This is a genomic window from Cellulomonas sp. C5510, assembly GCF_019797765.1.
In the GTDB taxonomy this organism is placed as follows: Bacteria; Actinomycetota; Actinomycetes; order Actinomycetales; family Cellulomonadaceae; genus Cellulomonas.
On record NZ_CP081862.1, the window covers coordinates 2,317,526 to 2,343,844 of the forward strand.

Annotated in this window: 25 protein-coding genes; 10 read left to right on the plus strand and 15 right to left on the minus strand. The window is 75.3% G+C overall.

Going from position 1 to position 26,319, the window contains the following annotated elements; genetic code table 11:
* Positions 1 to 12 precede the first annotated feature (12 nt).
* Positions 13 to 1,713 (minus strand): BCCT family transporter, encoded by a 1,701-nt coding sequence (locus tag K5O09_RS10815; protein ID WP_222169565.1) that lies wholly within the window; start codon positions 1,711 to 1,713, stop codon positions 13 to 15.
* Between the two features lie 105 nt (positions 1,714 to 1,818).
* Here K5O09_RS10815 and K5O09_RS10820 point away from each other — a divergent pair, with 105 nt between their 5' ends.
* On the plus strand, positions 1,819 to 2,049 hold the full coding sequence (locus K5O09_RS10820) for a DUF3072 domain-containing protein (protein WP_222169566.1): 231 nt from the start codon (positions 1,819 to 1,821) through the stop codon (positions 2,047 to 2,049).
* A gap of 18 nt (positions 2,050 to 2,067) precedes the next feature.
* On the opposite strand, the gene K5O09_RS10825 is transcribed toward K5O09_RS10820, so the two are convergent.
* From K5O09_RS10825 to K5O09_RS10865, 9 genes are all read right to left on the minus strand, one after another.
* Positions 2,068 to 2,898, minus strand: coding sequence for an RNA methyltransferase (locus tag K5O09_RS10825; RefSeq protein WP_222169567.1), 831 nt, complete (start codon positions 2,896 to 2,898; stop codon positions 2,068 to 2,070).
* A 25-nt stretch (positions 2,899 to 2,923) separates the two neighbouring features.
* Entirely contained in the window at positions 2,924 to 4,261 is a 1,338-nt protein-coding gene (locus K5O09_RS10830) for an amidohydrolase (RefSeq protein ID WP_370635428.1), read from the minus strand.
* 72 nt (positions 4,262 to 4,333) lie between these two features.
* Positions 4,334 to 5,653, minus strand: a complete 1,320-nt coding sequence (locus K5O09_RS10835; RefSeq protein ID WP_222169568.1) for a sugar MFS transporter — start codon at positions 5,651 to 5,653, stop codon at positions 4,334 to 4,336.
* 86 nt (positions 5,654 to 5,739) lie between these two features.
* Positions 5,740 to 7,815: an ABC transporter ATP-binding protein gene (locus K5O09_RS10840; RefSeq protein WP_222169569.1), complete on the minus strand. Its 2,076-nt coding sequence runs from the start codon at positions 7,813 to 7,815 to the stop codon at positions 5,740 to 5,742.
* On the minus strand, positions 7,812 to 9,545 hold the full coding sequence (locus K5O09_RS10845) for an ABC transporter ATP-binding protein (protein ID WP_222169570.1): 1,734 nt from the start codon (positions 9,543 to 9,545) through the stop codon (positions 7,812 to 7,814). The genes K5O09_RS10840 and K5O09_RS10845 overlap by 4 nt, the downstream gene beginning before the upstream one ends.
* A gap of 136 nt (positions 9,546 to 9,681) precedes the next feature.
* Positions 9,682 to 10,419 (minus strand): TetR/AcrR family transcriptional regulator, encoded by a 738-nt coding sequence (locus K5O09_RS10850; protein WP_222169571.1) that lies wholly within the window; start codon positions 10,417 to 10,419, stop codon positions 9,682 to 9,684.
* 456 nt (positions 10,420 to 10,875) lie between these two features.
* A complete protein-coding gene (locus tag K5O09_RS10855) occupies positions 10,876 to 12,084 on the minus strand; it encodes an SPFH domain-containing protein (RefSeq protein ID WP_222169572.1) in 1,209 nt (402 codons plus the stop codon).
* 128 nt (positions 12,085 to 12,212) lie between these two features.
* Entirely contained in the window at positions 12,213 to 12,719 is a 507-nt protein-coding gene (locus K5O09_RS10860; protein ID WP_222169573.1) for an NfeD family protein, read from the minus strand.
* A gap of 168 nt (positions 12,720 to 12,887) precedes the next feature.
* Positions 12,888 to 13,673 carry an ABC transporter ATP-binding protein gene (locus K5O09_RS10865; RefSeq protein ID WP_222169574.1) on the minus strand — a complete coding sequence of 262 codons (786 nt, stop codon included), beginning with the start codon at positions 13,671 to 13,673 and terminating at the stop codon, positions 12,888 to 12,890.
* Positions 13,674 to 13,728: 55 nt separating this feature from the next.
* Between K5O09_RS10865 and K5O09_RS10870 the strand changes: the two genes are divergently transcribed.
* Complete coding sequence (locus K5O09_RS10870; RefSeq protein ID WP_222169575.1) at positions 13,729 to 14,535, plus strand: hypothetical protein; 807 nt, start codon at positions 13,729 to 13,731, stop codon at positions 14,533 to 14,535.
* 39 nt (positions 14,536 to 14,574) lie between these two features.
* Here K5O09_RS10870 and glgA read toward each other — a convergent pair whose 3' ends face one another.
* Positions 14,575 to 15,795, minus strand: a complete 1,221-nt coding sequence (gene glgA, locus K5O09_RS10875) for a glycogen synthase (protein ID WP_222169576.1) — start codon at positions 15,793 to 15,795, stop codon at positions 14,575 to 14,577.
* Between the two features lie 70 nt (positions 15,796 to 15,865).
* Here glgA and K5O09_RS10880 point away from each other — a divergent pair, with 70 nt between their 5' ends.
* Both K5O09_RS10880 and serB read left to right on the plus strand, forming a co-directional pair.
* Positions 15,866 to 17,107: a glucose-1-phosphate adenylyltransferase gene (locus tag K5O09_RS10880; RefSeq protein WP_222169577.1), complete on the plus strand. Its 1,242-nt coding sequence runs from the start codon at positions 15,866 to 15,868 to the stop codon at positions 17,105 to 17,107.
* Positions 17,108 to 17,203: 96 nt separating this feature from the next.
* Positions 17,204 to 17,839: a phosphoserine phosphatase SerB gene (gene serB, locus K5O09_RS10885; protein WP_255595253.1), complete on the plus strand. Its 636-nt coding sequence runs from the start codon at positions 17,204 to 17,206 to the stop codon at positions 17,837 to 17,839.
* 14 nt (positions 17,840 to 17,853) lie between these two features.
* Here the strand turns inward: serB and K5O09_RS10890 are convergent, their stop codons facing one another.
* Genes K5O09_RS10890 through fabG form a run of 3 tightly spaced genes read right to left on the minus strand, consistent with a single transcriptional unit; the run spans position 17,854 to position 19,924 of the window.
* The gene (locus tag K5O09_RS10890) at positions 17,854 to 18,369 is read right to left on the minus strand and encodes a histidine phosphatase family protein (protein WP_255595255.1); all 516 of its coding nucleotides are present in this window, start codon (positions 18,367 to 18,369) and stop codon (positions 17,854 to 17,856) included.
* Between the two features lie 19 nt (positions 18,370 to 18,388).
* The gene (gene fabI / locus K5O09_RS10895) at positions 18,389 to 19,156 is read right to left on the minus strand and encodes an enoyl-ACP reductase FabI (RefSeq protein WP_222169578.1); all 768 of its coding nucleotides are present in this window, start codon (positions 19,154 to 19,156) and stop codon (positions 18,389 to 18,391) included.
* A gap of 33 nt (positions 19,157 to 19,189) precedes the next feature.
* Positions 19,190 to 19,924, minus strand: a complete 735-nt coding sequence (gene fabG / locus K5O09_RS10900; RefSeq protein ID WP_255595257.1) for a 3-oxoacyl-ACP reductase FabG — start codon at positions 19,922 to 19,924, stop codon at positions 19,190 to 19,192.
* Between the two features lie 287 nt (positions 19,925 to 20,211).
* Here fabG and K5O09_RS10905 point away from each other — a divergent pair, with 287 nt between their 5' ends.
* The 3 genes from K5O09_RS10905 to K5O09_RS10915 are packed head-to-tail and all read left to right on the plus strand — an operon-like array spanning position 20,212 to position 21,886.
* Positions 20,212 to 20,613, plus strand: a complete 402-nt coding sequence (locus K5O09_RS10905; RefSeq protein WP_222169580.1) for a DUF3099 domain-containing protein — start codon at positions 20,212 to 20,214, stop codon at positions 20,611 to 20,613.
* Positions 20,610 to 20,894, plus strand: coding sequence for a hypothetical protein (locus K5O09_RS10910; RefSeq protein ID WP_222169581.1), 285 nt, complete (start codon positions 20,610 to 20,612; stop codon positions 20,892 to 20,894). Before K5O09_RS10905 ends, K5O09_RS10910 begins: the two co-directional genes overlap by 4 nt.
* A gap of 44 nt (positions 20,895 to 20,938) precedes the next feature.
* Positions 20,939 to 21,886, plus strand: coding sequence for an SURF1 family protein (locus K5O09_RS10915; protein ID WP_255595259.1), 948 nt, complete (start codon positions 20,939 to 20,941; stop codon positions 21,884 to 21,886).
* Positions 21,887 to 22,006: 120 nt separating this feature from the next.
* Here K5O09_RS10915 and K5O09_RS10920 read toward each other — a convergent pair whose 3' ends face one another.
* The gene (locus K5O09_RS10920) at positions 22,007 to 23,605 is read right to left on the minus strand and encodes an ABC-F family ATP-binding cassette domain-containing protein (protein ID WP_222169583.1); all 1,599 of its coding nucleotides are present in this window, start codon (positions 23,603 to 23,605) and stop codon (positions 22,007 to 22,009) included.
* A gap of 442 nt (positions 23,606 to 24,047) precedes the next feature.
* Between K5O09_RS10920 and K5O09_RS10925 the strand changes: the two genes are divergently transcribed.
* From K5O09_RS10925 to K5O09_RS10935, 3 genes are read left to right on the plus strand one after another with little or no spacing between them, the layout of a single operon-like run.
* Positions 24,048 to 24,758, plus strand: a complete 711-nt coding sequence (locus K5O09_RS10925) for a biotin transporter BioY (protein WP_222169584.1) — start codon at positions 24,048 to 24,050, stop codon at positions 24,756 to 24,758.
* Positions 24,755 to 25,618 (plus strand): energy-coupling factor ABC transporter ATP-binding protein, encoded by an 864-nt coding sequence (locus tag K5O09_RS10930; RefSeq protein WP_222169585.1) that lies wholly within the window; start codon positions 24,755 to 24,757, stop codon positions 25,616 to 25,618. The genes K5O09_RS10925 and K5O09_RS10930 overlap by 4 nt, the downstream gene beginning before the upstream one ends.
* Positions 25,615 to 26,217 (plus strand): energy-coupling factor transporter transmembrane component T, encoded by a 603-nt coding sequence (locus tag K5O09_RS10935; RefSeq protein WP_222169586.1) that lies wholly within the window; start codon positions 25,615 to 25,617, stop codon positions 26,215 to 26,217. The genes K5O09_RS10930 and K5O09_RS10935 overlap by 4 nt, the downstream gene beginning before the upstream one ends.
* Positions 26,218 to 26,319 lie beyond the last annotated feature (102 nt).

Sequence of the window (26,319 nt, forward strand, 5' to 3'; positions counted from 1 at the left end):
CCGCCGCGGGGCTCAGCGCTCGCCGCGCCCCTGCTCCCGCGTCCGGCGCCAGCGCCGCAGCCGCTCGTCGACCCTCCGGTCCACGTGCGCTCCGACCTGGGCCGACACCTGGGCGTCGATCAGCGCCCGGAGCTGGCGCCGCTCGGCCCGCAGGAACGCCATGTGCTCCAGGTGCAGCGACCGCGACGTCGCGACCACCATCCCGATCATCACCACGCTGAACGGCAGCGCGATGAGGATCGCCGCCGTCTGGAGCGCGTTCAGGCCGCCCGCGAGCAGCAGCGCGATGGCCAGCACACCGCCGAGGCACGCCCACACCACGCGCAGCGGGGTCCGGGGCTGGGGGTCCCCGCCGGCGACCAGCATCGACACGACGAGCGCGCCGGAGTCGGCGGACGTGATGAAGAACAGCGCGACGAGGATGATCGCCCCGATGGACAGCGCGGTGCCGCCCGGCAGGCCGGACAGCACGTCGAACAGCGCGTTCTCCGGGACCACCTCGCCGTCGGCCGGCACCAGGCCGCCGCCCCCGAACAGCTCCTGGTAGAGGGCCGTCCCGCCGAGCACCGAGAACCACAGGAAGCACACCAGCGTCGGGACCAGCAGCACCCCGCCGACGAACTCACGCACGGTGCGCCCGCGCGAGATCCGCGCGATGAACACCCCGACGAACGGGGACCAGGAGATCCACCAGCCCCAGTAGAACGTCGTCCAGGCCGCCTGCCACTCCTGCCCCGCCTGCCCCGCGTACGCCGAGGAGTTGAACATCAGCGGGACCACCGACGCCAGGTACGCACCGATGGACTGCACGAACTCGCGCAGCAGGAACAGCGTCGGGCCCAGCACCAGCACCGCGACCAGCAGCACGCCGGCCAGCGACACGTTGATGTTCGACAGCCACTTCAGGCCGCGGTCCAGCCCGGAGACGACCGACAGCGTCGCCAGCGCGGTGATGCCGACGATCAGGGCGACCTGCAGGCCCGTCGAGGACGACACGACGCCCGTGTGCTCCAGGCCGGCCGTGATCTGCAGCACGCCGAGGCCCAGGGAGGTCGCGACGCCGAACACCGTCCCGACGACGGCCGCGACGTCCACCGCGTCCCCGATCGGCCCGCGGGCCCGCTTGCCCAGGATCGGCTCCAGCGCCCAGCGGATCGACACCGGGTGACCCTTGCGGTGCACCGAGTACGCGATCGCGACACCCACCACGACGTAGATCGCCCAGGCGCTGAGCCCCCAGTGCAGGTACGTCTGCGTCATCGCCTGCTGCGCGAGCTGCTCCGGGGTGCCGGTCACCCCGGGCTTCGGGTTCGCGTAGTGGCTCAGCGGCTCCGCGACCCCCCAGAACACCAGGCCGATGCCCATGCCCGTCGCGAACAGCATCGCGAACCAGCTGCCCAGCGGGTACTCCGGCTCGTCGTCGTCCTTGCCCAGCGTGATGTCACCCCACCGGCCGACGCCCAGCCAGATCGCGAACGCCACGAAGCAGGCGACCAGGGCCACGTAGTACCAGCCGAACGCGCCGATGACGTCCGACTGGACCCGCCCGATCACGTCGCCCGCGGCGTCGGGGAACGCGATCGTCAGGCCCGCCACCAGGGCGACGACGGCGACCGAGCCCCAGAACACCGCCGGGTTGGTCCCCCAGGGTCCGCTGCGTGCGGTGGCCCCGGGCGGCGGGTCCTGCTGCGTCTCGGTCGGCGACGTGGTCACGTCGGGCTCCTCTCGCGGTCGGCTTCGCGCGGTGCTCACCCTAGCCAGGGCCGCCCGTCCCGGCCCGCCGTGCGCCCCCCGGGCGCGCGACCTACCGTGACCGCCATGACGCACACGACTCCTGACCCCGTCGAGCCCGGCGCCGACGCCGCCACCGACGCCGCCAAGGACCCCACCGACTGGACCACCGGCGACGAGCCGATGACCGGCCCGCAGCGCTCCTACCTGCACACGCTCGCGCGCGAGGCGGGCGAGGAGGTCCCCGACGACCTCACCAAGGCCCAGGCCTCGGAGCTCATCGACCGGCTGCAGGGCGAGACCGGCCGCGGCGCCTGAGGCCGCGGCCGCGCGCTGTCAGTCCCGGACCCGGGTCGCCCAGAACGCCACGGCCGCTGCCGCCGCGACGTTGAGCGAGTCGACACCTCCGGCCATCGGGATCCGCACGGTGAGGTCCGCCGCCGCGACCGTCGCCGGCTTGAGCCCGTCACCCTCGGCTCCGAGAACGAGCGCGAGCCGCTCCGGCGGGGCCTGCTCCAGCGCGTCGAGCGGCACCGAGTCGTCCGACAGCGCCAGCGCGGCGGTCACGAACCCGGCCTCGCGCAGCAGCCCGATCCCGCCCGGCCAGGGTTCGACCCGCGTCCACGGCACCTGGAACACGGTGCCCATGGAGACCCGCACGCTGCGCCGGTACAGCGGGTCCGCGCACCGCGGCGTGACGAGCACCGCGTCGACACCGATCGCCGCCGCCGACCGGAACGCCGCGCCGACGTTGGTGTGGTCCACCACGTCCTCCAGCACCGCGACCCGCCGCGCGCCCTCCAGCACCGAGGCCACCGACGGCAACCGGGGCCGGTGCATCGCGGCGAGCGCGCCCCGGTGCACGTGGAAGCCCGTGATCGCCTCGAGCACCGCCGGCTCCGCGACGTACACGCGCACCGGCTCGCCGTCCGGGTCGCGCGCCTCGAGCATCGCGCGCAGGTCCGGCAGCCACCGCGGGGACACGAGGACCGACCGCGGCCGGTGCCCCGCGGCGAGGGCCCGGCCGAGCACCGTCGAGCTCTCCGCGATGTACAGGCCCTTCTCGGGCTCGTGCCGCGAGCGGAGCGCGACGTCGGTCAGCGCGACGTAGTCGGCCAGCCGCTCGTCGCCGGGGTCGGTCAGGGGGACGAGGTCGAGCGCGGGCACCCGCCCATCCTCCCTGATGGAGGCCTCAGCCGAGGAACGCGAGCGCGGCGGCCACCAGCAGGCGGCGCCCGGCGGCGATCGTCGGGTCGTCGAGCGGCGCGAACTGGGCGCTGTGGTTGCCCGGCACCTCCGGCGAGAGGCCCGAGTCGGTGCCCTCGGGGAACAGCGCCGGGTCCGGGCCGCCCCAGAACCAGAACGCGTAGGGCACCGGGTCGCCGTCGTACCGGCCGCGCGGCAGCCCGTACTCGGAGAAGTCCTCGGAGCCCATGAGCGGCTCGGCGGTCCGCACGGTGCCGGCCGGCATGACGGCCCGCTGCGCCGCCATCACCCGGTCCACGACGTCCGGGTCGTTGACCGTCGCCGGCGGGTTCTCCCGCAGCGTGACGGTCGGCGGCTGCGGGCACCCCGCGGCGGCGGCCTCGGCCTCCACCACCCGGCGCACCGACGCGACGAGCCGGGCCATCGTGGCGTCCGAGCGGGCGCGCAGGTTGACCGTGAACGTCGCCGTGTCCGGGATGATGTTCGACTTCGTGCCGGCGTGGAACGTCGCGACGGTCACGACCACCGGGTCGTCCGGCGAGGTCTCCCGCGCCGCGATCGCCTGCAGCCGCGTCACGGCGTACGCCGCGGTGAGCACCGGGTCGACCGTGACGAACGGGCGGGAGCCGTGGCCGCCGCGGCCGTGGACCGTGACGTCGAGGGTGCAGGCCGCCGCCATGAGCAGACCGCGTGCGTGGTGGGAGACTCCCGCCGGCAACGCCCCGACGTGCTGGCCGAGCGCCACGTCCGGCTTCGGGAAGCGCCTGAACAGCCCGTCCTCGAGCATCGCGGACGCGCCGGACGCCGTCTCCTCGGCGGGCTGGCCGACCACCAGGAGCGTGCCGTGCCACTGCTCGCGTGCGACCGCGAGCGCGTCCACCGCCGCCGCCAGCGCGGTGACGTGCATGTCGTGGCCGCACGCGTGCATGGTCGGGACCGTGTCACCCGCCGGGTCCACGTCGCTGTGCCGGCTCTGGTACGGCAGCCCCGTCTCCTCCCGGACGGGCAGGCCGTCCATGTCGGCGCGCAGCATGACGACCGGGCCGTCCCCGTTGCGGAGCACCCCGACCACGCCCGTCCCGCCGACGCCCTCCGTGACCTCCAGACCCGACTCCCGGAGCTCCGCCGCGAGCGCGGCGGCGGTGCGGTGCTCGCGGCCCGACAGCTCGGGGTGCGCGTGCAGGTCGCGGTACAGCGCGCGCCAGTGGTCCGTGCGGGGGTCGGCGGCGTCGAGCACGCGGGCGGCGCGGCCGGGGTCAGGGGCGGTCGGGTCGAGCGCGGTCGGGTCGGCGGCGGTCGGGTCGGGCTCGGCGGAGGAGGACACGTGCGGGACGTCCCTTCGGGCGGGTGACGGGTCCTCCGCACCGTACCGGGCGGGCCGGGAGGGACGGGCGGGTCAGACCGCCGGCGCCGGCCGCTCCCGCCGCCACGCCCGGGCACCCGCGAGCGCCGCCACGCCGCCGGACACGGCGACCACGGGGACCACGACGAACGCGGCGTGCGTACCGACCGCGTCCGCGAGCGCGCCCAGGAGGAACGGCGCGATCCCGATCGCCAGCCCGCCGGCGACGGTCGCGCGCGCCTGCGCCGCGTCGGTCGCGCCCGCGGACGCCCCGAGCAGCAGCGCGACGCCCAGCGGGTAGTGCGCGCCGTACCCGAGGCCCGCCAGGAACAGGCCCGCGAGCGCCACGGACGCGCTGGTCGCCGTCCACAGCACGGCCCAGCCGGCGACCGCCACGCCGAACGCCGCCGCGAGCAGCCGGGCGGGCGACACCCGCAGCGACAGCGGCCCGACCACGAACCGGATCAGCGTCATGCCCGCGACCAGGCCGGCCGTCGTCGCGGTGGCGATCCCGGCGCCGGCGCCGGTGCGCTCCCGCACGAGGTCCGTGGCCCAGTACGTCGTGGCGTTCTCGACCGCGATCGCCGCGACGATCGTCACGAGGAACCACCGCGACGCGTGCACCGCCCGGCCCGGCCCGCCTCCGGGTCCGGATCCTGCAGCGCCTTCAGCGACGGCCCCGACCGGGCCCGCTCCGGGCCCACCGGCCGCTGCCAGGCCCGTCCCGGCCGCGTCGGTACCAGGCGCGCCGCTCACGACGGCGGCCTGCTCGGCCTGGCCGCGGCCCAGCGCGCCGCCGACCGGCAGACGCCGGATCAGCACCGCGGTGGCCAGCGCGATCACGCCGGTCACGGCGACCGCCGGGCGCCAGCCCCAGCCGATGGCCACGCACGCGCCGACTGCGAGCGGCCCGAGCAGCCCCAGGCCCGAGCCCACGCCGTTCGCCTCGGTCACCGCCGCCGAGGCGGCCCGGCCGTGGTGGTCGGCGAGCCCGGTCAGGGACGCGCTGATGATCATGTTGCCGCCGACGGCGAGGACGACGACGGCCGACAGGGTGACGGCCAGCAAGGTGCCGGTCGTGAGCAGCGCGGTACCGGCGGCGATCACCACGCCCGCCCCCGCGACCACGGCGCGCCGGCCGAACCGCCGGATGGCCCGCGGCGTCAGGGCCGCGGCGCCCACCGCGCCGACCGCCATCGCCGTGCCGTGCAGGCCGGCCTGGGCGTGGGTGACGTCGAGCTCGCGCGCGAGCAGCGGGACGCTCGGGTTGAACGAGTAGAGGAACCAGCCCCAGGTGACGAACGACCCGTAGAGGGTGAGGGTGAGCCGGTCCCGGTGGAGCCGCGGCGGGTCCGCCGCGGTGCGTGTCGTCACGCGCCGACCCTACTGGTCGCGGGCGGGCGGCCGGCGGGCCTTCCGGCCCGGTGGCGTGCGAGCACCACCGGGCCGGGACCGGGTGCTCAGTCCTCCACGGACGCCACCGCGGCGGCGAACTGGCTCGCGTACAGCCGGGCGTACGCCCCGCCGGCCGCGAGCAGCTCGTGGTGCGAGCCCTGCTCGACGATCGCGCCGCGCTCCATCACCAGGATCACGTCGGCGTCGCGGATGGTGGACAGCCGGTGCGCGATGACGAAGGACGTCCGCCCCGACCGCAGCGCGTTCATCGCCTGCTGCACGAGCACCTCGGTGCGGGTGTCCACCGACGACGTCGCCTCGTCGAGGACGAGGATCGCGGGGTCGGCGAGGAACGCGCGGGCGATCGTCAGCAGCTGCTTCTCGCCCGCCGAGAGGTTCGCGGCCTCGTCGTCGACGACGGTGTCGTAGCCGTCGGGCAGCGCCCGCACGAACTGGTCGACGTGCGTGGCCACCGCGGCCTCGACCAGCCGGTCCTCGTCGACGTCCTCGACCCCGTAGGCGATGTTGTCGCGGATGGTGCCCCCGAACAGCCAGGTGTCCTGGAGCACCATCCCGATCTGCGAGCGCAGGTCGTCGCGCGTCAGGCTGCGGGTGTCCACGCCGTCGAGCGTGATGCGGCCGCCGTCGATCTCGTAGAACCGCATGAGCAGGTTCACCAGCGTGGTCTTGCCCGCGCCGGTCGGGCCGACGATCGCGACCGTCCGCCCCGGCTCCGCGACGAGCGACAGGTCGTCGATGAGCGGCGTCTCCGGCACGTACCGGAACGCCACGTCCTCGAACACGACCCGCCCCGCGACCCGCGCCGGCAGCCGCTCGGGCCGCGCCGGGTCCGGGTCCTGCTCCGGCGCGTCGAGCAGGTCGAACACCCGCTCCGCCGAGGCCACGCCGGACTGCAGCAGGTTCATCATCGACGCGATCTGCGTGATGGGCTGCGTGAACTGCCGCGAGTACTGGATGAACGCCTGCACGTCGCCCAGCGTCATCGTGCCGGACGCGACCCGCAGGCCGCCGACCACCGCCACGATGACGTAGTTGAGGTTCGCGATGAACCCCATCGCCGGCTGGATGATCCCCGAGATGAACTGCGCCCGGAACGACGCGGCGTACAGGTCGGCGTTCTGGTCGTGGAACTCCTGCACGGCCTGCTCCTGGCGGCCGAACACCTTGACCAGCGCGTGGCCGGTGTACATCTCCTCGATGTGGGCGTTCAGCGTGCCCGTGACACGCCACTGCTGGACGAACTGCGGCTGGGAGCGCTTGGCGATCGCCGTGGTCACGACCACCGAGAGCGGGATCGTCACCAGCGCCACCACCGCGAGCAGCGGCGAGATCCAGAACATCATCCCGAGCACGCCGAGCACGGTCAGCACCGAGGTGATGAGCTGCGACAGCGTCTGCTGGAGGGTCTGCGCGACGTTGTCGATGTCGTTCGTCACCCGGCTCAGCACCTCGCCGCGCGGCTGCCCGTCGAAGTACTTCAGGGGCAGCCGGCCGAGCTTCGCCTCGACGTCGCGCCGCAGGCCCGCGACCGTGCGCTGCACGGCGCCGGTGGTGATGTAGCCCTGCAGCCAGCTGAACAGCGCCGACCCGACGTAGATCGCCACGACCGCGAGCAGCAGCGTGCGCAGCCGCGTGAAGTCGACGCCCTGGCCGGGGACGACCTGCATGGCGCCGAGCATGTCGGCGAGCCGGTCCTGCCCCTGGGCGCGGAGCCCCTCGATCGCCTGCGCCTGCGTGGTGCCGGCGGGCAGCCGCTGGCCGATGATGCCCTCGAAGATGACGTTCGTGGCGTTGCCCAGCACCTTCGGCCCGGTGACCGCGAGGGCCACCGAGACGACGCCGAGCACCATCACGAGTGCCAGGCGCCACCGCTCGGGCCGCAGGACGCCCAGCAGGCGGCGGCCCGAGGCCGCGAAGTCGAGGGACTTCTCCCCCGGCATCCCCATGCCGCCCATCGGGCCCATGTGGCCGCCGCGGGGACGGGGCAGGCGCCCGGCCGGTGCCGCCGCGGCGGACGCCTGGGCGGGCGGCTCGGTGGCGGTGTCGGGGGCGGACCCGGCGGGCGCGGTTCCCGCGGGGGCGGTCCCGGTGGGCCGGCGGCCCTCGTGCTCGGCGCTCATGCCGCCTCCTCCGCGCTGATCTGGGAGTACACGATCTCCTGGTAGGTGCGGCAGGTCTCCATCAGCTCCGCGTGCGTGCCGGTGCCGACCACGGCGCCCTCGTCGAGGACGACGATGCGGTCGGCGTCGCGGATGGTCGCGACCCGCTGGGCGACCACGACGACCGCCGAGTGCCGCGTCTCCGGGACGAGCGCGGCCCGCAGCGCGGCGTCCGTGGCGAAGTCGAGCGCCGAGAACGAGTCGTCGAACAGGTAGATCGCCGGGCGGCGGACCAGGGCGCGTGCGATCGCGAGCCGCTGCCGCTGACCGCCCGAGACGTTCGTGCCGCCCTGGGCGATCGGGGCCTCCAGTCCGCCGGGCATCTCGGCGACGAACGACCGGGCCTGCGCCACCTCGAGCGCGTGCCAGAGCTCCTCGTCGGTCGCATCGGGGTTGCCGTAGCGCAGGTTCGACGCGACCGTCCCGCTGAACAGGTACGGGCGCTGCGGCACCAGGCCGATCAGGCTCCACAGCGTGTCCGGCGCGAGCTCGCGCACGTCGACGCCGTCGATCAGCACCGACCCGCCGGTCACGTCGAAGAGCCGCGGCACCAGGTTGACGAGGGTCGTCTTGCCCGAGCCGGTCGAGCCGATGACCGCCGTGGTCTCCCCCGGCGCTGCCACCAGGTCGATCCCGTGCAGCACCGCCCGCTCGGCACCCGGGTAGCGGAACTCGACGTCCCGCAGCTCGAGCCGGCCCTGCGGCCTCGGCAGCGCGACCGGCACGGCGGGCGGGACGACGGACGTCTCGGTGTCGAGCACCGCGGTGATGCGCTCCGACGACACCACGGCGCGCGGCACCATGACGAACATCATCGAGGCCATCATCACGGCCATGAGGATGTACATGATGTAGGACAGGAACGCCGTCAGGGCGCCGATCTGCATCTCCCCCGCGTCGATGCGCCGGGCGCCGAACCACAGCACCCCGACGCTCGTCACGTTCATGATGAGCATGACGACCGGGAACATCAGCGCCATCAGCCGGCCGGCGCGCAGCGAGGTGTCGAAGAGCGCGTCGTTCGCGACCTCGAACCGCTCCGCCTCGCGGCGCTCCCGCACGAACGCCCGGATGACGCGCAGGCCGGTGATCTGCTCGCGCATGACCCGGTTGATCGCGTCGATGCGCTGCTGCATCGTCCGGAAGTACGGGACCATCCGGGACACGATGAAGCCGACGACGGCCGCGAGCACCGGCACGACGACCAGCAGCAGGCTCGACAGCGCGACGTCCTGCTGCAGGGCGAGCACGACGCCGCCGACCAGCATGATCGGCGCCATCAGCATGATGGTGAAGGACAGCAGCGCCACCATCTGCACCTGCTGCACGTCGTTGGTGGTGCGGGTGATGAGCGACGGAGCGCCGAACTGCCCGACCTCGCGCGCCGAGAACGTCTGCACGTGGGTGAACAGCCGCTCGCGCACGTCGCGGCCGAACGACATGGCGACCTGCGCGCCGAAGTACACGGCGCTGACGGAGCAGATCACCTGCAGCAGGCTGATGCCGAGCATGACGGCGCCGATGCGCATGATGTAGCCGGTGTCGCCGACGGCGACGCCCTTGTCGATGATGTCCGCGTTGAGCGTGGGCAGGTACAGGGTGGCGACGGTCTGCGCGAGCTGGAGCAGCAGCACGGCGCCGACCTGGGCCCGGTACGGCCGCAGGTGCTCGCGGAGCAGGCGGAGCAGCATGGGACTCCTGAGGTTCCGGACGGGGTGGGGGCGGGTCGCCCGGCACGTGTGCCGGGCGGTGCGGCGTCCGCGGGCGGGCGTCGTGAGGTCGCGTCGACGGGGGCGAGCCCGGCACGACAGGGGGTGCGACGTGCCGTCAGGTGCGGGCGGCGCCGTGCAGCAGGACCTCGACGAGGTCGGCCACCATGGCGTCGGCGTCCTCGGGCAGGAACGGGAAGCCGTGACCCATCACGGCGGCCAGCAGGACCCCGGCGAGCCGCTCGGGCTCGACCCGGAGATCGTCCTCGTAGGCGGCGATCCGGCGGGTGACGACCGCCTTCTCCTCGGCGAGCGCGCGCGTGAGGGCGTCGCGTCCGGGCATCGCGGGGTGGCCGCGGCCGTGCGGGACCGGCGGGTGGAACGCGCCGCTCTCCGCGTCCGGCCCGGGAGCGCGGCCGGCGTGGCGGGCGGCGTCGCGCCCGGTGACGTCCGCGCCGCGCGCCTCCCTGATGCGCTCTGCCCGCCGGCCCTCGTCCGACGTGAGGAGCGTGTGCAGCCCGACCATGACGCGGCGCGCGCGGCGGCCGTGGTCGAGCACGACCCGGGCGATCTGCGCCAGCTCGTCCGCGAGCGACGAGGCCTGCGGCAGCGCCTCGATCTCCCGGACGCCGACCTGCGGGTCCAGCGCGCGCTCGGCGGCCGTGCGCAGCAGCTCGACCTTGTCGTCGAACGCGCGGAACAGGGTGCCCTCCGCGACGCCCGCCGCCAGCGCGATCTGCCGGGTGGAGATCTGGGAGCCGTGCTGCACGAGGAGCGGGATGGTGGCCGCCGCGATGGCGTCACGGCGCTCCTCGCGGCTCATCGGCCGCGCGCGTCCGCTCCTCGTCTCCTCCACGCCGCCGATCGTAAATGAGTGAGCACTCACTCGTCCAATCCACTCGCGCCCCGCACCGCGGACGCCCGCACCCTCCACGCCCGCCTGGCCCGTTCACCGAGATGCCAGGACACGCCCGGGAACCACGCCGGACCCTCGGCGTGTCCTGGACTCTCGCCGCGCAGCCACCCGGGCCCGAGACGCACGCGGGACGCACGCGCGGTCATGCCCGGCCACGGTCAGCCGCCCGCGCACGCACGCACGCACGCACCGCGCCGAGAGTCCAGGACACGCCCGAGTTCCGTGCATGACCGTGGGCGTGTCCTGGACTCTCGGCTCGCGGACGCAGCGCGGTCGGCGCGCGGACGGACGCGCGGGCGCCGCGCGGGTGCGGACGGACGCGGCGACGCCCGCCGGGCCGGAGCACGACGGGCGTCGACGGGTCCCCGGACCGCCTCGCGGCGGGGCCGGGTCAGGTCAGGGCTGGGCGGGCGGTGGGGTCGTCCCGGCGTCCGGCTCCGTCGGCAGCGGAGCCGGCGGCGGGGGCGTCGGCGGCACCGAACCGTGCCGCGGGCGCTGGCCCGCCTCAGCGACCGGGTCGAACGGCCGGCCGCTGAACGTGCCCGCGCTCGTGGCGTCGGCGGTCGCCGCCTCGGACTCGCGACGGGCCTCGGCCAGCGCCTCCTTCGGGTCGGTGAGCGCGACCGGCGGCAGGTCCTCCGCCGACAGCGGCGACTCCCCCGCGCGTCGACCGGACGACGGCTCCCCCTGCTCGGCACCCGGCACCGCCCCGCCGAACGCACCGGCGAACCCTTGCGCGAACTGGCTCAGCGCACCCGTGAGCTCCGACGGCACGATCCACACCTTGTTGGCCGGGGTCGACGCGAGCTTGGGCAGCGCCTGCAGGTACTGGTACGCCAGCAGCTTGGGGTCGGCGTCTCCGCGGTGGACCGCGTCGAACACCTGGAGGATCGCGCGCGACTCCCCCTCTGCGGTGAGGATCGCCGACTGCGCGGCACCCTCGGCCCGCAGGATCGCCGCCTGCTTCTCACCCTCGGCGGTGAGGATCTGGGACTGCTTGACGCCCTCCGCGGTCAGGATCGCGGCGCGGCGGTCGCGCTCGGCCCGCATCTGCTGCTCCATCGCGCCCTGCACCGAGGCGGGCGGGTCGATGCTCTTCAGCTCGACGCGGTTCACCCGGATGCCCCACTTGCCGGTCGCCTCGTCGAGGACGCCGCGGAGCTGCCCGTTGATCTGGTCGCGGCTGGTCAGCGTCTGCTCGAGGTCCATCGAGCCGATGACGTTGCGCAGCGTCGTGACGGTGAGCTGCTCGATGCCCGTGATGTAGTTGGCGATCTCGTAGACCGCCGACTTGGGTTCGGTCACCTGGAAGTAGATGACCGTGTCGATGCTGACCACGAGGTTGTCCGAGGTGATCACCGGCTGGGGCGGGAACGACACCACCTGCTCGCGCAGGTCGACGCCGGCGCGGACCCGGTCGATGAACGGGACGATCAGGTGCAGGCCGGCGTCCATCGTGCGGTGGTACCGCCCGAGGCGCTCGACGAGCAGCGCCACCGTCTGCGGCACGATCCGCACGGCGCGGACCAGGGTCACCACCACGAAGATCGCCAGGACGGCGATGAACGCCCACCCCACGATCGTGCCGATGTTCGGGTCGTCCACAGCCGTCCTCCCACCTCGGCCCGCTCGGGCCGTCGTCGTGCCCGGCGGCGGCCGGTCGGCCACCGCCTCCCCCGGCCGGCGGGCGTGCCCGGCGGCCGTCGAGGGTCCGTGCAGTGCGTGCGGGGCGGTCAGGCCCCGGCGGGCGTCCCGGGCAGCGGCCCGCCGGCCGGCCCGTCGACGTTGCCGGACGCCGGGCCCGCCACGCGGGGCACGGCCGCGATCACCGCCGTCGCCCCGTCGATCCGCGTCACGCGGACCTCCGTCCCGGTCGGGAACGACACGCCCACGTCCTCCGTGCGCGCCGACCAGACCTCACCCGCCAGCTTCACGCGGCCCCCGACGCCGTCGGTCGGGGCGACCACCACGGCCGGGCGGCCCACGAGGGCGGCGGAGTTGGTCTCCACCAGCTCGGTCCGCTCGCGCAGGCGGCGCAGCAGGAACGGCCGCAGCGCGAACAGCAGCAGCAGCGACGCCACCGCGGCGGCGACGATCTGCACGGCGAGCGGGGCCCCGAACGCCGCCGCGATCGTGCCGGCCAGGGCACCCCCGGCCAGCATGAGGAAGATCAGGTCCAGCGTGAACATCTCGGCCACGCCCAGCAGCAACGCGCCGCCGAGCCACCACAGCCAGCCCATCGTCGGCCCCCTTCCCTGCGGGTGCCCGCGGTCCGGGCACCGTCGTCCTCGGCGGCGACCACGGCCGCTCTCCCACCGATCCTAGACGGTCCCTTGACTTCTCTGTGAGGGATACGGTCCGGACCGCCCGGCCGGAGCGTCCGCCGACGGCGCGGGCTCAGCCCCGTCTCACGCCCGCCCGCGGGCCGCCCAGCGGTCCCCGGAGCGCTCCACGGTCAGCGGTGTGCCGAAGGCCTCCGAGAGCTTCTCGGCGGTCAGCACCTCGTCCACCGGGCCGGCGGCGTGCACCCGGCCGTCCGCGAGCAGCAGCAGGTGCGTGAACCCCGGCGGGATCTCCTCGACGTGGTGCGTGACCAGCACCAGCACCGGCGAGCGGCGGTCGGCGGCCAGCTCGGCCAGGGCGGCGACCAGCTCCTCGCGCCCGCCCAGGTCCAGGCCGGCGGCCGGCTCGTCGAGCAGCAGCAGCTCCGGGTCGCTCATGAGCGCCCGGGCGATCTGCACGCGCTTGCGCTCGCCCTCGCTGAGGGTGCCGTACCGGCGGTCCGCGAACCGGGCCACGCCGAAGGCCGCCATCAGGTCGGCCGCCCGCGCCTCGTCCACGTCCTCGTACGACTCGCGCCACCGCCCGGTCATGCCGTAGGCGGCGGTCAGCACGACGTCGCGCACGATCTCCCCGCCGGGGATCCGCTCCGCGAGCGCCGCGCTGGCCAGGCCGATGCGCGGCCGGAGCTCGAACACGTCGACCCGCCCGAGCCGCGACCCGAGCAGGTCGGCGGTGCCGGACGTCGGGTGCATCCGCCCGGACGCGACCTGGAGCACGGTGGTCTTGCCCGCGCCGTTGCGCCCGAGCACCACCCAGCGCTCGCCCTCCCGGACCGTCCACGAGAGCCGGTCGAGGATCGTCGTCGTCCCGCGTCGGATGGTCACGTCCTGGAGGTGGAGCACGTCGGTCATGGACACCAGACCCTAGTCGCCCGGGCCCGCGCGGACGTGGTCGTACGTTGGTGCGGTGGACCACGCCCCCGCCCTGCCGCGCTCCGTGCTGCTCGCCCTGTGGCTCGCCGAACCCGGGCCGGGCTCGGGTCCCGTGCAGCGCACGCTCGACGCGGTGCAGGGAGACGACGAGCCGCACCGTGTCCTGGTGGGCGACGCCGCCGTCCCTGGTCTCACCGACACCGTCCTCGGGTCGGGCGGCCCCACCCTCGCGGACCTCGTCGCGGCCTGGGGCAGCGGGCCGCGGGCGGTCGCGGCGGTGCTGCCCGCTCCGGGCGACCCGGCCGGGGCGCCCGCCGCGGTGGCCGGCCCCGCCCAGGCGGCCGGCGAGGCCGTGCTGGTCAGCACCCCCGACGGCGACTTCGCCGCGGTCCCGGGGGTCGAGCGGTTCGGCAGCGTGTACGAGGCGGGGCACCTGGTGACGTGGCGGTTGCACGCCGTGCCCGCCTGGCGCACCGCGCTGGTGGGGCACGTCGGGACGCTCGCGGACGCCGAGCGCGACCTCGCGGCGGCGCTGACGCGGGCGACGGAGGCCCTGGTCGCCCTGGACGTGGCCCGCTGGCGGGAGGACGCCGCCGAGCGGATCGCCGCCCTGCGGACACCGCCCGACCTGCGTCCGCTGGTGCCCCCGGGGCTCGAGCCGCGCCGTGTCCGCGTGCTCGGGACGGCGCTGCGGCTGCGCGCGATCATCGACCTCGCGACCGCCGACGACGGTGCGGCGGTCAACCTCTGGCAGGCCGACCAGCGCTCCACGGCGCTGCGGGACGTCGACCGGGCGGCCCGCCGGGCGCTGGCCGCCGCGACGCACCCGGGCCCGGGCTGAGGCGGTGCCGGCTCCGTCCCGCCCGTGCCGCGGGCGGCCTCAGGCCAGGACGGACCGGTAGACCTCGAGCGTGCGCTCGGCGACGGCGTCCCACGAGAAGTGCTCCTCGACGCGACGTCGCGCCGCGCCGCCCCACTCCCGCGCGCGACGCGGGTCCGACGCGGCCTCCGCCAGCGCCGCTCCGAGGTCGGCCACGAACCGGTCGGGGTCGACGGGCGTGCCCGTGCCGTCCTGCACCTGCTCGATCGGCACCAGCCAGCCGGTGGTCCCCGCGTCGACGACCTCCGGGATGCCGCCGGTCGCGGTACCCACCACGGGCAGCCCGACAGCCATCGCCTCGAGGTTCACGATGCCGAGCGGCTCGTACACCGACGGGCACGCGAACACGGTCCCCGTCGCGAGGACGGCCACCAGCTCGTCGCGCGGCAGCATCCGCTCGATCCACACGACGCCGTCCCGCCGCGCGCGCAGGGCGCCGACCAGCTCGGTGACCTCCGCGAGGATCTCGGGCGTGTCCGGGGCGCCCGCGCACAGCACGAGCTGCACCTCCGGCGGCAGCGACTCGGCGGCGCGGAGCAGGTACGGCAGGCCCTTCTGCCGGGTGATCCGGCCGACGAACACCACGGCCGGCCGGTCCGGGTCGATGCCGTTCGCCTCGGCGACGCGGCGCGCCGCCGCCCACTGCTCGTCGCCCTCCGGCCGGCGCCACCCGGACAGGTCGATGCCGTTGTGCACGACGCGCACCCGGTCCGGGTCGATCCCCGGGTAGCAGCGCAGGATGTCCGCCCGCATGCCGGCGCTCACCGCGATGACCGCCGCCGCCGACTCGAACGCCGTGCGCTCCGCCCACGACGACAGCGCGTAGCCGCCGCCGAGCTGCTCGGCCTTCCACGGCCGCAGCGGCTCCAGGCTGTGCGCCGACACCACGTGCGGCACACCGTGCAGCAGCGACGCGAGGTGTCCGGCGAGGTTCGCGTACCAGGTGTGCGAGTGCACGAGGTCCGTGGCGGGGCCCGCGCCGCGCCCCACGCCGTCGACGATCGACAGGTCCACCCCGAGCGTCGCGAGCGCGGGGTTGGCGCCGGCGAGCGCCGCGGGGACGTCGTACCCCGTCACGCCCGCCTCGTCGCGGGGGCCGTCGAAGCAGTGCACCCGCACGTCGACGCTGCGCCGCAGCACCGCGGCGAGCTCGGCGACGTGCACCCCGGCCCCGCCGTAGACGTGGGGCGGGTACTCGCGCGTCAGCAGGTCGACTCTCACCTCGGACACGCTAGCGCCACTCCGGGTGTTCACCTCGCCGTCGGGGCCGTCCTGCCTCTAGGGTCGGGGCATGGCAGCGCCGCGCATCCTGGCAATCGTCCTCGCAGGTGGAGAGGGCAAGCGGCTGATGCCGCTCACCGAGGCCCGTGCCAAGCCCGCCGTCCCGTTCGGCGGCATCTACCGGCTCGTCGACTTCGCGCTGTCGAACCTCGTGAACTCGCGCTACCTGCACATCATCGTGCTGACGCAGTACAAGTCCCACAGCCTCGACCGGCACGTGTCGAAGACCTGGCGGATGTCGACGCTGCTCGGCAACTACGTCTCCCCCGTGCCCGCGCAGCAGCGGGTCGGCAAGCACTGGTACCTCGGCAGCGCCGACGCGATCTACCAGTGCCTCAACATCCTCGACGACGAGCGGCCGGACATCGTCGTGGTCGTCGGCGCGGACCACGTGTACCGCATGGACTTCTCGCAGATGGTCGACCAGCACATCGCGACCGGTGCGGAGATCACGGTGGCCGGCATCCGGCAGCCGATCGGGATGGCCGACCAGTTCGGCGTCATCGAGACCGACCCGTCCGACCCGACGAAGATCGCCGCGTTCCGCGAGAAGCCGACCGACCCGGTCGGCCTGCCGGACTCCCCCGGTGAGATCCTCGCCTCGATGGGCAACTACGTCATCAACACCGACGCCCTGCGGCGCGCGGTCACCGAGGACGCCGAGAACCCCACCAGCCGGCACGACATGGGCGGCGACCTGGTGCCGGCGTTCGTCGAGCGCGGCACCGCGGCGGTGTACGACTTCATCCACAACGACGTGCCCGGGTCGACGGACCGCGACCGGCAGTACTGGCGGGACGTCGGGACGCTCGACTCGTACTACGAGGCGAACCAGGACCTCATCTCGATCGAGCCGGTGTTCAACCTCTACAACGACGCGTGGCCCGTGTACACCGGCTACACCGGGCTGCCGCCTGCGAAGTTCGTGCACGCGGGCGCCGGCCGGCTCGGGCACGCCGCGGACTCGATCGTCTCGCCCGGCGTGATCGTCTCGGGCGCGACGGTGTCGGGATCGGTGCTCTCGCCCGGGGTGTACCTGCACTCGTGGGCGCAGGTCACGGACTCGGTGCTGATGGACGGCGTCGTCGTGAACCGGTACGCGCAGGTGCACCGGGCGATCCTCGACAAGAACGTCGTCGTGCACGAGCGGGCGCGGGTCGGCATCGACCGGGAGCAGGACCTGGCGCGCGGGTTCACCGTCACGGAGTCGGGGATCACCGTGGTGCCGAAGGGCGCGGTCGTCAGCCTCTGACCCGGGCGGGCCCCGCCGGTGCCGGACGCCCGGGCGTGGACGCCCGGGGCGTGGACGCCCGGGCGTCGACCGTGCGCGCCCGGCTAGCCTGCCCGCGTGACACCCACCCGCCTCGTCGTCATGGACGTCGACTCGACGCTCATCACCCAGGAGGTGATCGAGCTGCTCGCGGCCCACGCCGGGTCGCGGGACGAGGTCGCCGCGATCACCGAGCGGGCGATGCGCGGCGACCTGGACTTCACCGCGTCCCTGCGGGCGCGCGTCGCGACCCTCGCGGGGCTGCCCGTCAGCGTGTTCGCCGAGGTGCTGGACGAGGTCGTCGTCACACCGGGGGCCGTGGAGCTGCTGGCCGAGCTCGACCGCCGCGGGTGGCCCGTCGGGCTGGTCTCCGGCGGCTTCGTGGAGGTCGTCGGCCCGCTCGCCGCGCGCCTCGGGATCACCCGGTACCGGGCGAACGCGCTGGAGGTCTCCGGCGGCGCGCTGACCGGCCGGGTCGCGGGCGAGGTCGTCGACCGGGCCGTGAAGGCGCGCACGCTCCGCGAGTACGCCGCCGAGACCGGTGTGCCTCTGGACCGCGCGGTGGCGATCGGGGACGGTGCGAACGACCTCGACATGCTGGCCGCTGCGGGGATCGGTGTGGCGTTCAACGCCAAGCCCGTGGTCTGCGAGCAGGCCGACGCCGTGGTGCGTGGCCGTCTCGACGCCGTGCTGGAGCTGCCGCAGCTCCGCTGACCGTGGTCGGCCCGTCAGGCCGGGCTGACCACCCGCACGAGCCGCGCCGCGTCCGGGACCAGCTCGGCCCAGGTGCCGTCGACCTCCAGGACGCTGTAGGTGGCCGTCGGCACGCCGACCCGCACGCGAGCCGTCGCGGCGTCGTCCGACCCCGGGCCGGCGAGCGCCGCCGCGGTCTGCGACACGGTCGGCTCGTGGCCGACGACCAGCACCGTCGCCGCCTGCTCCTCGACCTCGCGCAGCAGGCCGATGAGCGACCGGACCCCCGCCGCGTACAGCTCGTCGCTCAGGCGCGCGACCTCCGCGGGCAGGCCGAGGCCCGCGCGGACCAGGTCCCACGTCTGCCGGGTCCGCAGCGCGGACGAGACGAGCACCAGGTCGGGCACCAGACCTGCGGCCCCCATCCCGGTGCCGACCTCCGACGCCTGGCGGCGGCCGGTGAGCGCCAGCGGGCGCAGGTGGTCCTCCAGGGACGCAGCGTGCTCCGCCTTCGCGTGGCGGAGCAGGACGAGACGGTGCGGGTGGGTCACGCGAACCAGAGTCGCACGACTACTGGCCCATCGCGTGCACGCCGCCGTCGACGTGGATCATCTCGCCGGTGGTCTTGGGGAACCAGTCGGACAGCAGCGCGGCCACCGCGCGGGCGGTCGGCTCCGGGTCGGTGACGTCCCACCCCAGCGGCGCGCGGCCGTCCCAGCCGCCCTCCATCGCCTCGAAGCCGGGGATCGACTTCGCGGCGGTGGTGCGGATCGGGCCCGCGGACACGACGTTGACGCGCACCCCCGACGGCCCGAGGTCCCGCGCGAGGTACCGCGAGGTCGCCTCGAAGGCGGCCTTCGCCACACCCATCCAGTCGTAGACCGGCCAGGCGAACCGCGCGTCGAACGTCAGACCGACGATCGAGCCGCCCCCGGTGAGCAGCGGCTGGGCTGCGACCGCGAGCGACTTGAGCGAGAACGCCGACACCTCCAGGGCGGTGGCGACGTCGGCCCACTCGCCGGACAGGAAGTTGCCGCCCATCACCGACTGCGGTGCGAAGCCGATGGAGTGGACGACGCCGTCCAGGTGGTCGACGTGCTCGCGCACCCGGTCCGCGAGCGCCGCCAGGTCGTCGGCGTCGGTCACGTCGAGCTGCACGACGGGGGCCTCCTTCGGGAGGCGGCGCGCGATCGCCTGCGTGAGGCGGAACTGCCGGCCGAACGAGCTCAGCACGACCTCGGCGCCCTCCTCCTGCGCGAGGCGCGCGACGTGGAAGGCGATCGAGCCGTCGGTGAGGACGCCGGTGACGAGGAGCTTCTTGCCGTCGAGGAGGCCCATGGGGTGTTCCGTTCCGTTCGTGGGGGCGGGAGGTCAGTGGCCCATGCCGAGGCCGCCGTCGACCGGCAGCACGGCGCCGGAGATGTACCCGGCGGCGGGCGAGGCGAGGAACTCGACGGCCGCGGCGATCTCGTCGACCGCGCCGAACCGGCCGGCGGGGATCGACGACAGGTACGCGTCCTGGCGGTCCTGGGGCAGCTCGGCGGTCATCTGCGTCTCGATGAAGCCGGGCGCGACGACGTTCGCGGTGATGCCGCGCCCGCCGAGCTCGCGCGTGACCGAGCGGGCCATGCCGACCAGGCCCGCCTTCGTGGCGGTGTAGTTGACCTGACCGGCGTTGCCGTACAGGCCGACCACCGAGCCGATCATGACGATGCGGCCGCGGCGCAGGCGGATCATGCCCTTCGACGCGCGCCGCACGCAGCGGAAGACGCCGGTGAGGTTGACGTCGAGCACCTGCTCGAAGTCCTCGTCGGACATGCGCATCAGCAGGCCGTCGCGCGTGACGCCGGCGTTGGCGACCAGCACCTCGACGGGCCCGTGCTGCGCCTCGACCTCCGCGAACGCGGCGTCGACGGAGGGCGTGTCGGTGACGTCGCCGGTGACGGCCAGCACGCCGTCGGGCGCACCGCCGGTGCGGACCAGGGTGGCGACCTTGTCGCCGTTCGCGACGAACCGCTCGGCGATCGCACGGCCGATGCCACGGTTCGCGCCGGTCACCAGGACGCTGCGGGGCTCCGGACGGGAGGTCTGGGAGTTCTCGGGCACGGAAGTCGACGCTAGCCGACGCCCCCGCGCGGCCGGTGCACCGCCGCGGCACAGGATGGCGGGCGGGTCTTGTGCGGATCGCACAATCCCCGGCCCCACCACCCCGCTCTCCCCCACCCTCCCCATCCCCTCGGAGACTCCGAACGCGGTCGGAGGCGTGCGCGCGGTATCGGAGGGCTCCGCAGACACCTCCGACCGCACGTCGGAGCCTCCGAGTCGTCCGGGACGGCTGCGCGAGGAGGTGGGGGACGTGGGGCGGGGTGGGCGAGGGGCGCCTACGATCAGGTGTGAGCAGGCGGACCCCCGACGAGGCGCAGAGCATCACGAGCGCCCCCGAGCCCCTGGGCGCCGACCAGGCACGCCGGGCACGCCGCTACCTGATCCAGATGGGCGTCCGCGTGGCGTGCTTCGTGCTCGCGGTGCTCACCTGGACGCACGTCCCGCTCTGGCTGAGCCTCACGCTGATCGTCGGCGCCGTCGTGCTGCCGTACACCGCGGTGCTGTTCGCCAACGCCGGACGGGAGCGCCGGGACGACGCGCCCGCGGGCTACGTGCCCCACCTGATCGACGCCGCGCCACCCGTGCGGCCGGTCGCGCCCCCGCCGGCCGACGCGCCCCGCGGAGACCACCGCCGGCCCGACGCCGTCGACGACGACCACCACCACGGCACCCCCGGAGGACCTCGATGACCGCCCCCGCGCCCGACCCCGTCGGCGACGAGCTCGGCTGCAGCGCCCGCGGCTGCCGCGCCGAGGCGTCGTGGGGTGTGCTGTGGAACAACCCGCGGCTGCACACGCCGGAGCGCCGCAAGGTGTGGCTGGCGTGCGACGAGCACCGCGCGCACCTCGAGGAGTACCTCGGCGTCCGGGCGTTCTGGAAGCAGACCGTGCCGGTCGACGAGCTGCCGCGGCTGGAGCTCGGTTCGCGGCCGGGGCTGCCGGGGTCGCCGGGGCTGCCGGGGCTGCGATGACCGCGGCGCCCACGAGTCCCCCGCCGACACCCGCGGGCACGCGGGTGCGGCTTCGCGGCAACCCCGCTCTCCGGCGCGCGGTGGGCCTGCTGGTGCTCGCGGTGGTGCTGGCCGTCGCGTGCGTGTTCCTCGGACGGTGGCAGTGGCACCGGCACGTGGCGCGCGACGCGGCGATCCGGCTGGTCGAGCAGAACTACGAGGCCGACCCGGTACCGCTCGCCGAGCTGCTCCCCGGTTCCGGTGCCGCGCTCGACCCCTCCGACGTGTGGCGGCAGGCCACCGTCACCGGCACCTACGACGCCGACGCCGCCGTGCTGCTGCGCAACCGGCCCGTCGACGGCCAGCCGGGGTTCCACGTGCTCGTGCCGCTCGTGCAGGACGACGGCACCGTCCTCGTCGTCGACCGCGGCTGGGTGGCCTGGGACCGGGACGCGAGCGGCGAGGTCGACGTGCCGCAGCCCCCGGCGGGCGAGGTCGAGGTCACCGTGCACCTGCGACCGGACGAGCCCGCGAGCACCCGTGAGGCGCCGGCGGGGCAGGTGCAGGCCGTCAACGTGGAGCAGGTGCTGGCCGCGGGCGGTGTCGCGGCACCGTCCTACGCGGCGTACGGCGGCGCGATCACCGAGGCGCCCGCTGCGGCGACGACGCTCGGCGCGCTGCCCGCCCCCAGCACGGACCCGGGGTCGCACCTGTCGTACGCGTTCCAGTGGTGGACGTTCGCGGTGGGATCGCTCGTCGCGTTCACGTGGCTCGCGCGCCGCGAGCTGCTGGAGGGCGCGGCACCGGCCGGACCGGGCGGGCCCGCCGGACCGGGCGGGCCCGCCGGACCGGGTGCACCCGCCGGCCCGGCAGGGGGGCACGGCGCGGGCCTCTCGTCGGACGGCTCCCCGGAGCGCGTGCCCGGCCGCCCCGCCCGGCCGGCTCGGGCACGCCGACGCCGGCCGTCCGACGAGGAGACCGAGGACGCGCTCATCGACTCCCAGATGGGCTGACCGGCGAGGCGCGCCCTCCGAGGCGCCCGTCCGGCCCGGCCGCACCGGCGCACCGGGCGTGCCGGCGCGATCGGGTCCGAGCGCCGGACACGGGGTCGTGACGGCGCTCTCCCCCGACCGTCAGGCCAGGGTCACCAGGTCCAGGTACGACGGGTTCCACAGGTCCTCGTCGCCGTCGGGCAGCAGGACCACCCGCTCCGGGTTGAGCGCCTCGACCGCCCCCTCGTCGTGGCTGACCAGCACGACCGCGCCCGTGTAGCCGCGCAGCGCCGCCAGGATCTCCTCGCGGCTGGCGGGGTCCAGGTTGTTGGTGGGCTCGTCGAGCAGCAGCACGTTCGCGCTGGACACGACCAGGGCCGCGAGCGCCAGGCGGGTCTTCTCGCCGCCGGACAGCACCTTCGCGGGCTTGTCGGCGTCGTCCCCGGAGAACAGGAACGACCCGAGCACGGAACGGACCTGCGTGTCGGTGAGGTCCGGGGCCGACGACCGGAGGTTCTCGACGACGGTCCGGTCCAGGTCGAGCGTCTCGTGCTCCTGGGCGTAGTACCCGAGCTTGAGCCCGTGCCCCGGGGTGACCTCGCCGGTGTCGGACTGCGCCAACCCCGCGAGGATGCGCAGCAGCGTCGTCTTGCCGGCGCCGTTCAGGCCGAGCACCACGACACGGGAGCCGCGGTCGATCGCCAGGTCGACGCCCGCGAAGACCTCCTGCGACCCGTACGACTTCGACAGGTCGGAGGCGGTCAGCGGTGTGCGGCCGCACGGCGCGGGCTCGGGGAACCGCAGCTTCGCGACCTTGTCCGACACCCGGACCTCGTCCAGCCCGGACAGCATCCGCTCGGCGCGGCGCGCCATGTTCTGCGCCGCGACCGCCTTGGTGGCCTTCGCGCGCATCTTGTCGGCCTGGGCGAGCAGAGCGGACGCCTTCTTCTCGGCGTTCGCCCTCTCGCGCCGGCGGCGCTTCTCGTCCGTCTCACGCTGCAGCACGTACGCGTCCCAGCCGAGGTTGTACTGGTCGAGCTCGCCCCGGTTGGCGTCCAGGTGGAACACCTTGTTCACCGTGGCGCGCAGCAGCTCGACGTCGTGGCTGATGACCACGAACCCACCCGGGTACACCTTGAGGTAGTCGCGCAGCCAGGCGATCGAGTCCGCGTCGAGGTGGTTCGTCGGCTCGTCGAGCAGGAGCGTCTCGGAGCCCGAGAACAGGATGCGGGCCAGCTCGACGCGCCGGCGCTGGCCGCCGGAGAGCGTGCCGATCTCCTGGGCGAGCACCCGGTCGTCCAGGCCGAGGTTCGACGTGATGCGGTGCGCCTCGGACTCCGCCGCGTAACCACCGGCTGCGAGGAAACGGGCCTCGAGACGTGTGTACCGCTCCATCGCGGCCTCGCGGGTCTCGTCGTCGGCCGACGCCATCGCGCCCTCGGTCTCGCGCATCGCCGCGACGATCTGGTCCAGACCCCGCGCCGACAGCACGCGGTGCAGCGCCAGCGTCGACAGGTCGCCCGAGCGGGGGTCCTGCGGCAGGTACCCGACGTCACCGCTGCGGGACACCTGCCCGCCGGTCGGCTGCGACTCCCCGGCGAGCGTCTTGGTCAGCGTGGTCTTGCCGGCGCCGTTGCGGCCCACGAGGCCGATCCGGTCCCCCGGCGCCACGCGGAACGTCGCCGCCGACAGCAGCACGCGCGCACCGACGCGCAGCTCGACGCCCTGGGCTGTGATCACTTGGTCCCTGTCCCTCCACCGTGCCCGGACGTGGCTCGACCCGGCTGCTTGCCGCGCGCCCCGTCGCCGACCCGGCACAAACGCCGGCCATTCTACGAGCCCCAGCGCCCGCCCGCCGACGAGAATTCCCGCCCCCCTCGGCCCCGCCCCGCCGCGCGACGCGCGCTCCGCTCCCGCCCTGCGCCGAGTTCGGCAGCCCCGGTCGAGGTCGGCAGCTCCAGGTGCCGACCTCGCACCCCGACTGCCGAACTCGCGGGAGGTGAACGCGGGTGGGTGGTGGGCCGGGGTGGGGTGGGTGGGTGGGGTGGGCGGGGTGGGTGGGTGGGTGCGGAAACCTCCAGCGGGGTGGGGGGAGTGTTGGGCGGGTCGACCGGCGACCCCGCCGGGTAGGGCGAACTAGCGTGACGGCAGCACACCCGTCCGCCCCGTCCAGCGAGGTCCCATGTCCGAGCAGCACCGTCCCGAGCACGACCCGACGGCACGACCCGCCACCTCCGCCGACCTCCGGCCCGCCGAGCCCCGCTCGCCCGGTGCCCCGGCGTCCGGCGCCGCCGCCACGGCGGCGTCCCCCGCGATCCCCGCTCCCGTGGCCCGCGCGTCCGTCGCGACCGACCTGGCCCTGGTGGCGACGTTCGCCGCGTTCGTCGCGGTGTGCGCGGTGCTGCCGGCGATCCCGACGGGCGGCGCGGTGCCCATCACGCTGCAGACGTTCGGCGTGGTGCTGACCGGGCTGGTGCTCGGGCCGCGCCGCGGCTTCCTGGCCCTGCTGCTGTACGTCGCCGTCGGGCTCGCGGGGCTGCCGGTGTTCGCCGGGGCGACGGGCGGGCTGGGCGTGCTCGCCGGCCCGTCCGCCGGGTACCTGCTCGCGTTCCCCGCGGCGGCCGCCGTCGCCGGCGCGCTCGGCCTGCTGGCCCGCCGGGCGGCTCCCCGCTGGCGCGTCCCCGCCCTGTTCGGTGCCGCGGCCGCCGCCACGCTGCTGACGGTCCACCCGCTGGGCATCGCCGTCATGGGCTGGCGGCTCGGGCTGTCGCCGTCGGAGGCGATCACCGCGGGCGCGGTGTTCCTGCCGGGCGACGCGATCAAGAACCTCCTCGCCGCCGTCGTCGCGGCCGCCGCGCTCCGCGCGTTCCCCGACCTGCTGCGCGGCCGGTGATCGAGCTCGACGGCGCGGTCGTCACCGCGTACGCCCCCGGTGCGGCCCGGCGGGGCTCGGAGCGGGTCGTCACGCTGCTGGGTCCCGTGACCTGCACGCTGACCGAGCGCCGCATCGCGGTGGTCGGGGCGAACGGGTCGGGCAAGTCGACGCTCGCCCGCCTGCTGAACGGGCTGACGCTCCCGTCGGCCGGGGCGGTCCGGGTCGACGGTCTGGACACCGCACGCGACGGTGCGGCCGTGCGGCGGCGCGTCGGCTTCCTGTTCACCGACCCCGACGCCCAGGTCGTCATGCCGACCCCCGTCGAGGACGTCGCGCTGTCGCTGCGGCGCCGCGGGGTGCCGGCGCGCGAGCGGGACGCGCGGGCGCGGGAGGCGCTGGCGCGGGTGGGTCTCGCGGAGCGCGCGGACGTCCCGGTGCGGGCGCTGTCCGGCGGGCAGCGGCAGCTCCTGGCCCTCGCGGCCGTGCTCGCCACCGAGCCGGACGTGCTGGTCTGCGACGAGCCGACGACGCTGCTGGACCTGCGCTGGCGCGGCGTCGTGGACGCCCTGCTCGCGGACCTGCCGCAGCAGGTGGTGCAGGTGACGCACGACCTGGAGGCCGCGGCGCGCGCCGACCGGGTGCTCGTCGTCGACGAGGGCCGCGTCGTCCACGACGGCCCACCCGCGGTGACCCTGGCGGCGTACCGCGCCCTCATGTCCGCCCCGCCCCCCGCCTCCCCCGGCGCCCCCACGGCTCCCGCCGACGCGAGCGAGGTCGTCACTTCCGGCCGAGGTCGGCAGGCCGGACGCACGACCTCGGCCCGGGGTGACGACCTCGGCGGTCTCCCCGACGCGGGAGCCGACGGGAACCGGCCGTGACGCTGCTCGGCGCGCACCGGACCGCGCGCACGCCGCTCGACCGGGCACCGGCGGGCGCGAAGCTCGCCGGGCTCGCGGTGCTGGGCGTCGCTGTCGTCGTGTCCGCCGGCGTCGTCCCGTCGCTCACCCTGCTGGCGGCGACGGTCGCCCTCGCGGCGGTGGCCGCCCTGCCGCCGGGCCCGACGCTGCGCGGGATGCTGCCGGTGCTGGCCACGGCGACCGTCGCCGGCGCGTACCAGGCGTGGGCGCGGGGCTGGGCACCGGCGGTCGAGGTCGTCGCGGACCTGCTGACCCTGGTGCTCGCCGCCGCGGTCGTCACGGCGACGACGCCGGCCGACCGGTTGCTCGACGGCCTCACCCGGGCCGTGCACCCGCTGCGACGGGTGGGCGTCCGACCCGATGTCGTGGCACTCGCCGTCGCGCTGGTGCTGCGGACCGTGCCCGAGATCGCCCGCACGGTGCACGAGGTGCGGGACGCGGCCCGCGCGCGCGGCGCCGAGCGGGACCCGCGCGTGTGGCTCACGCCCGCGGTGCTGCGCGTGTTGGGCCGAGCGCGCGACCTCGGCGAGGCGCTGGCCGCCCGCGGCATCGTCGACTGAGCCACGGTCCGCCGCCGACCCACGGTCCGCGATCCGGTCGCGTCCGACCGCAGCGCGCGGCGTCGCGCGCCGCGGGCCGCGTGTCCGCCGCGCCCACGGGCG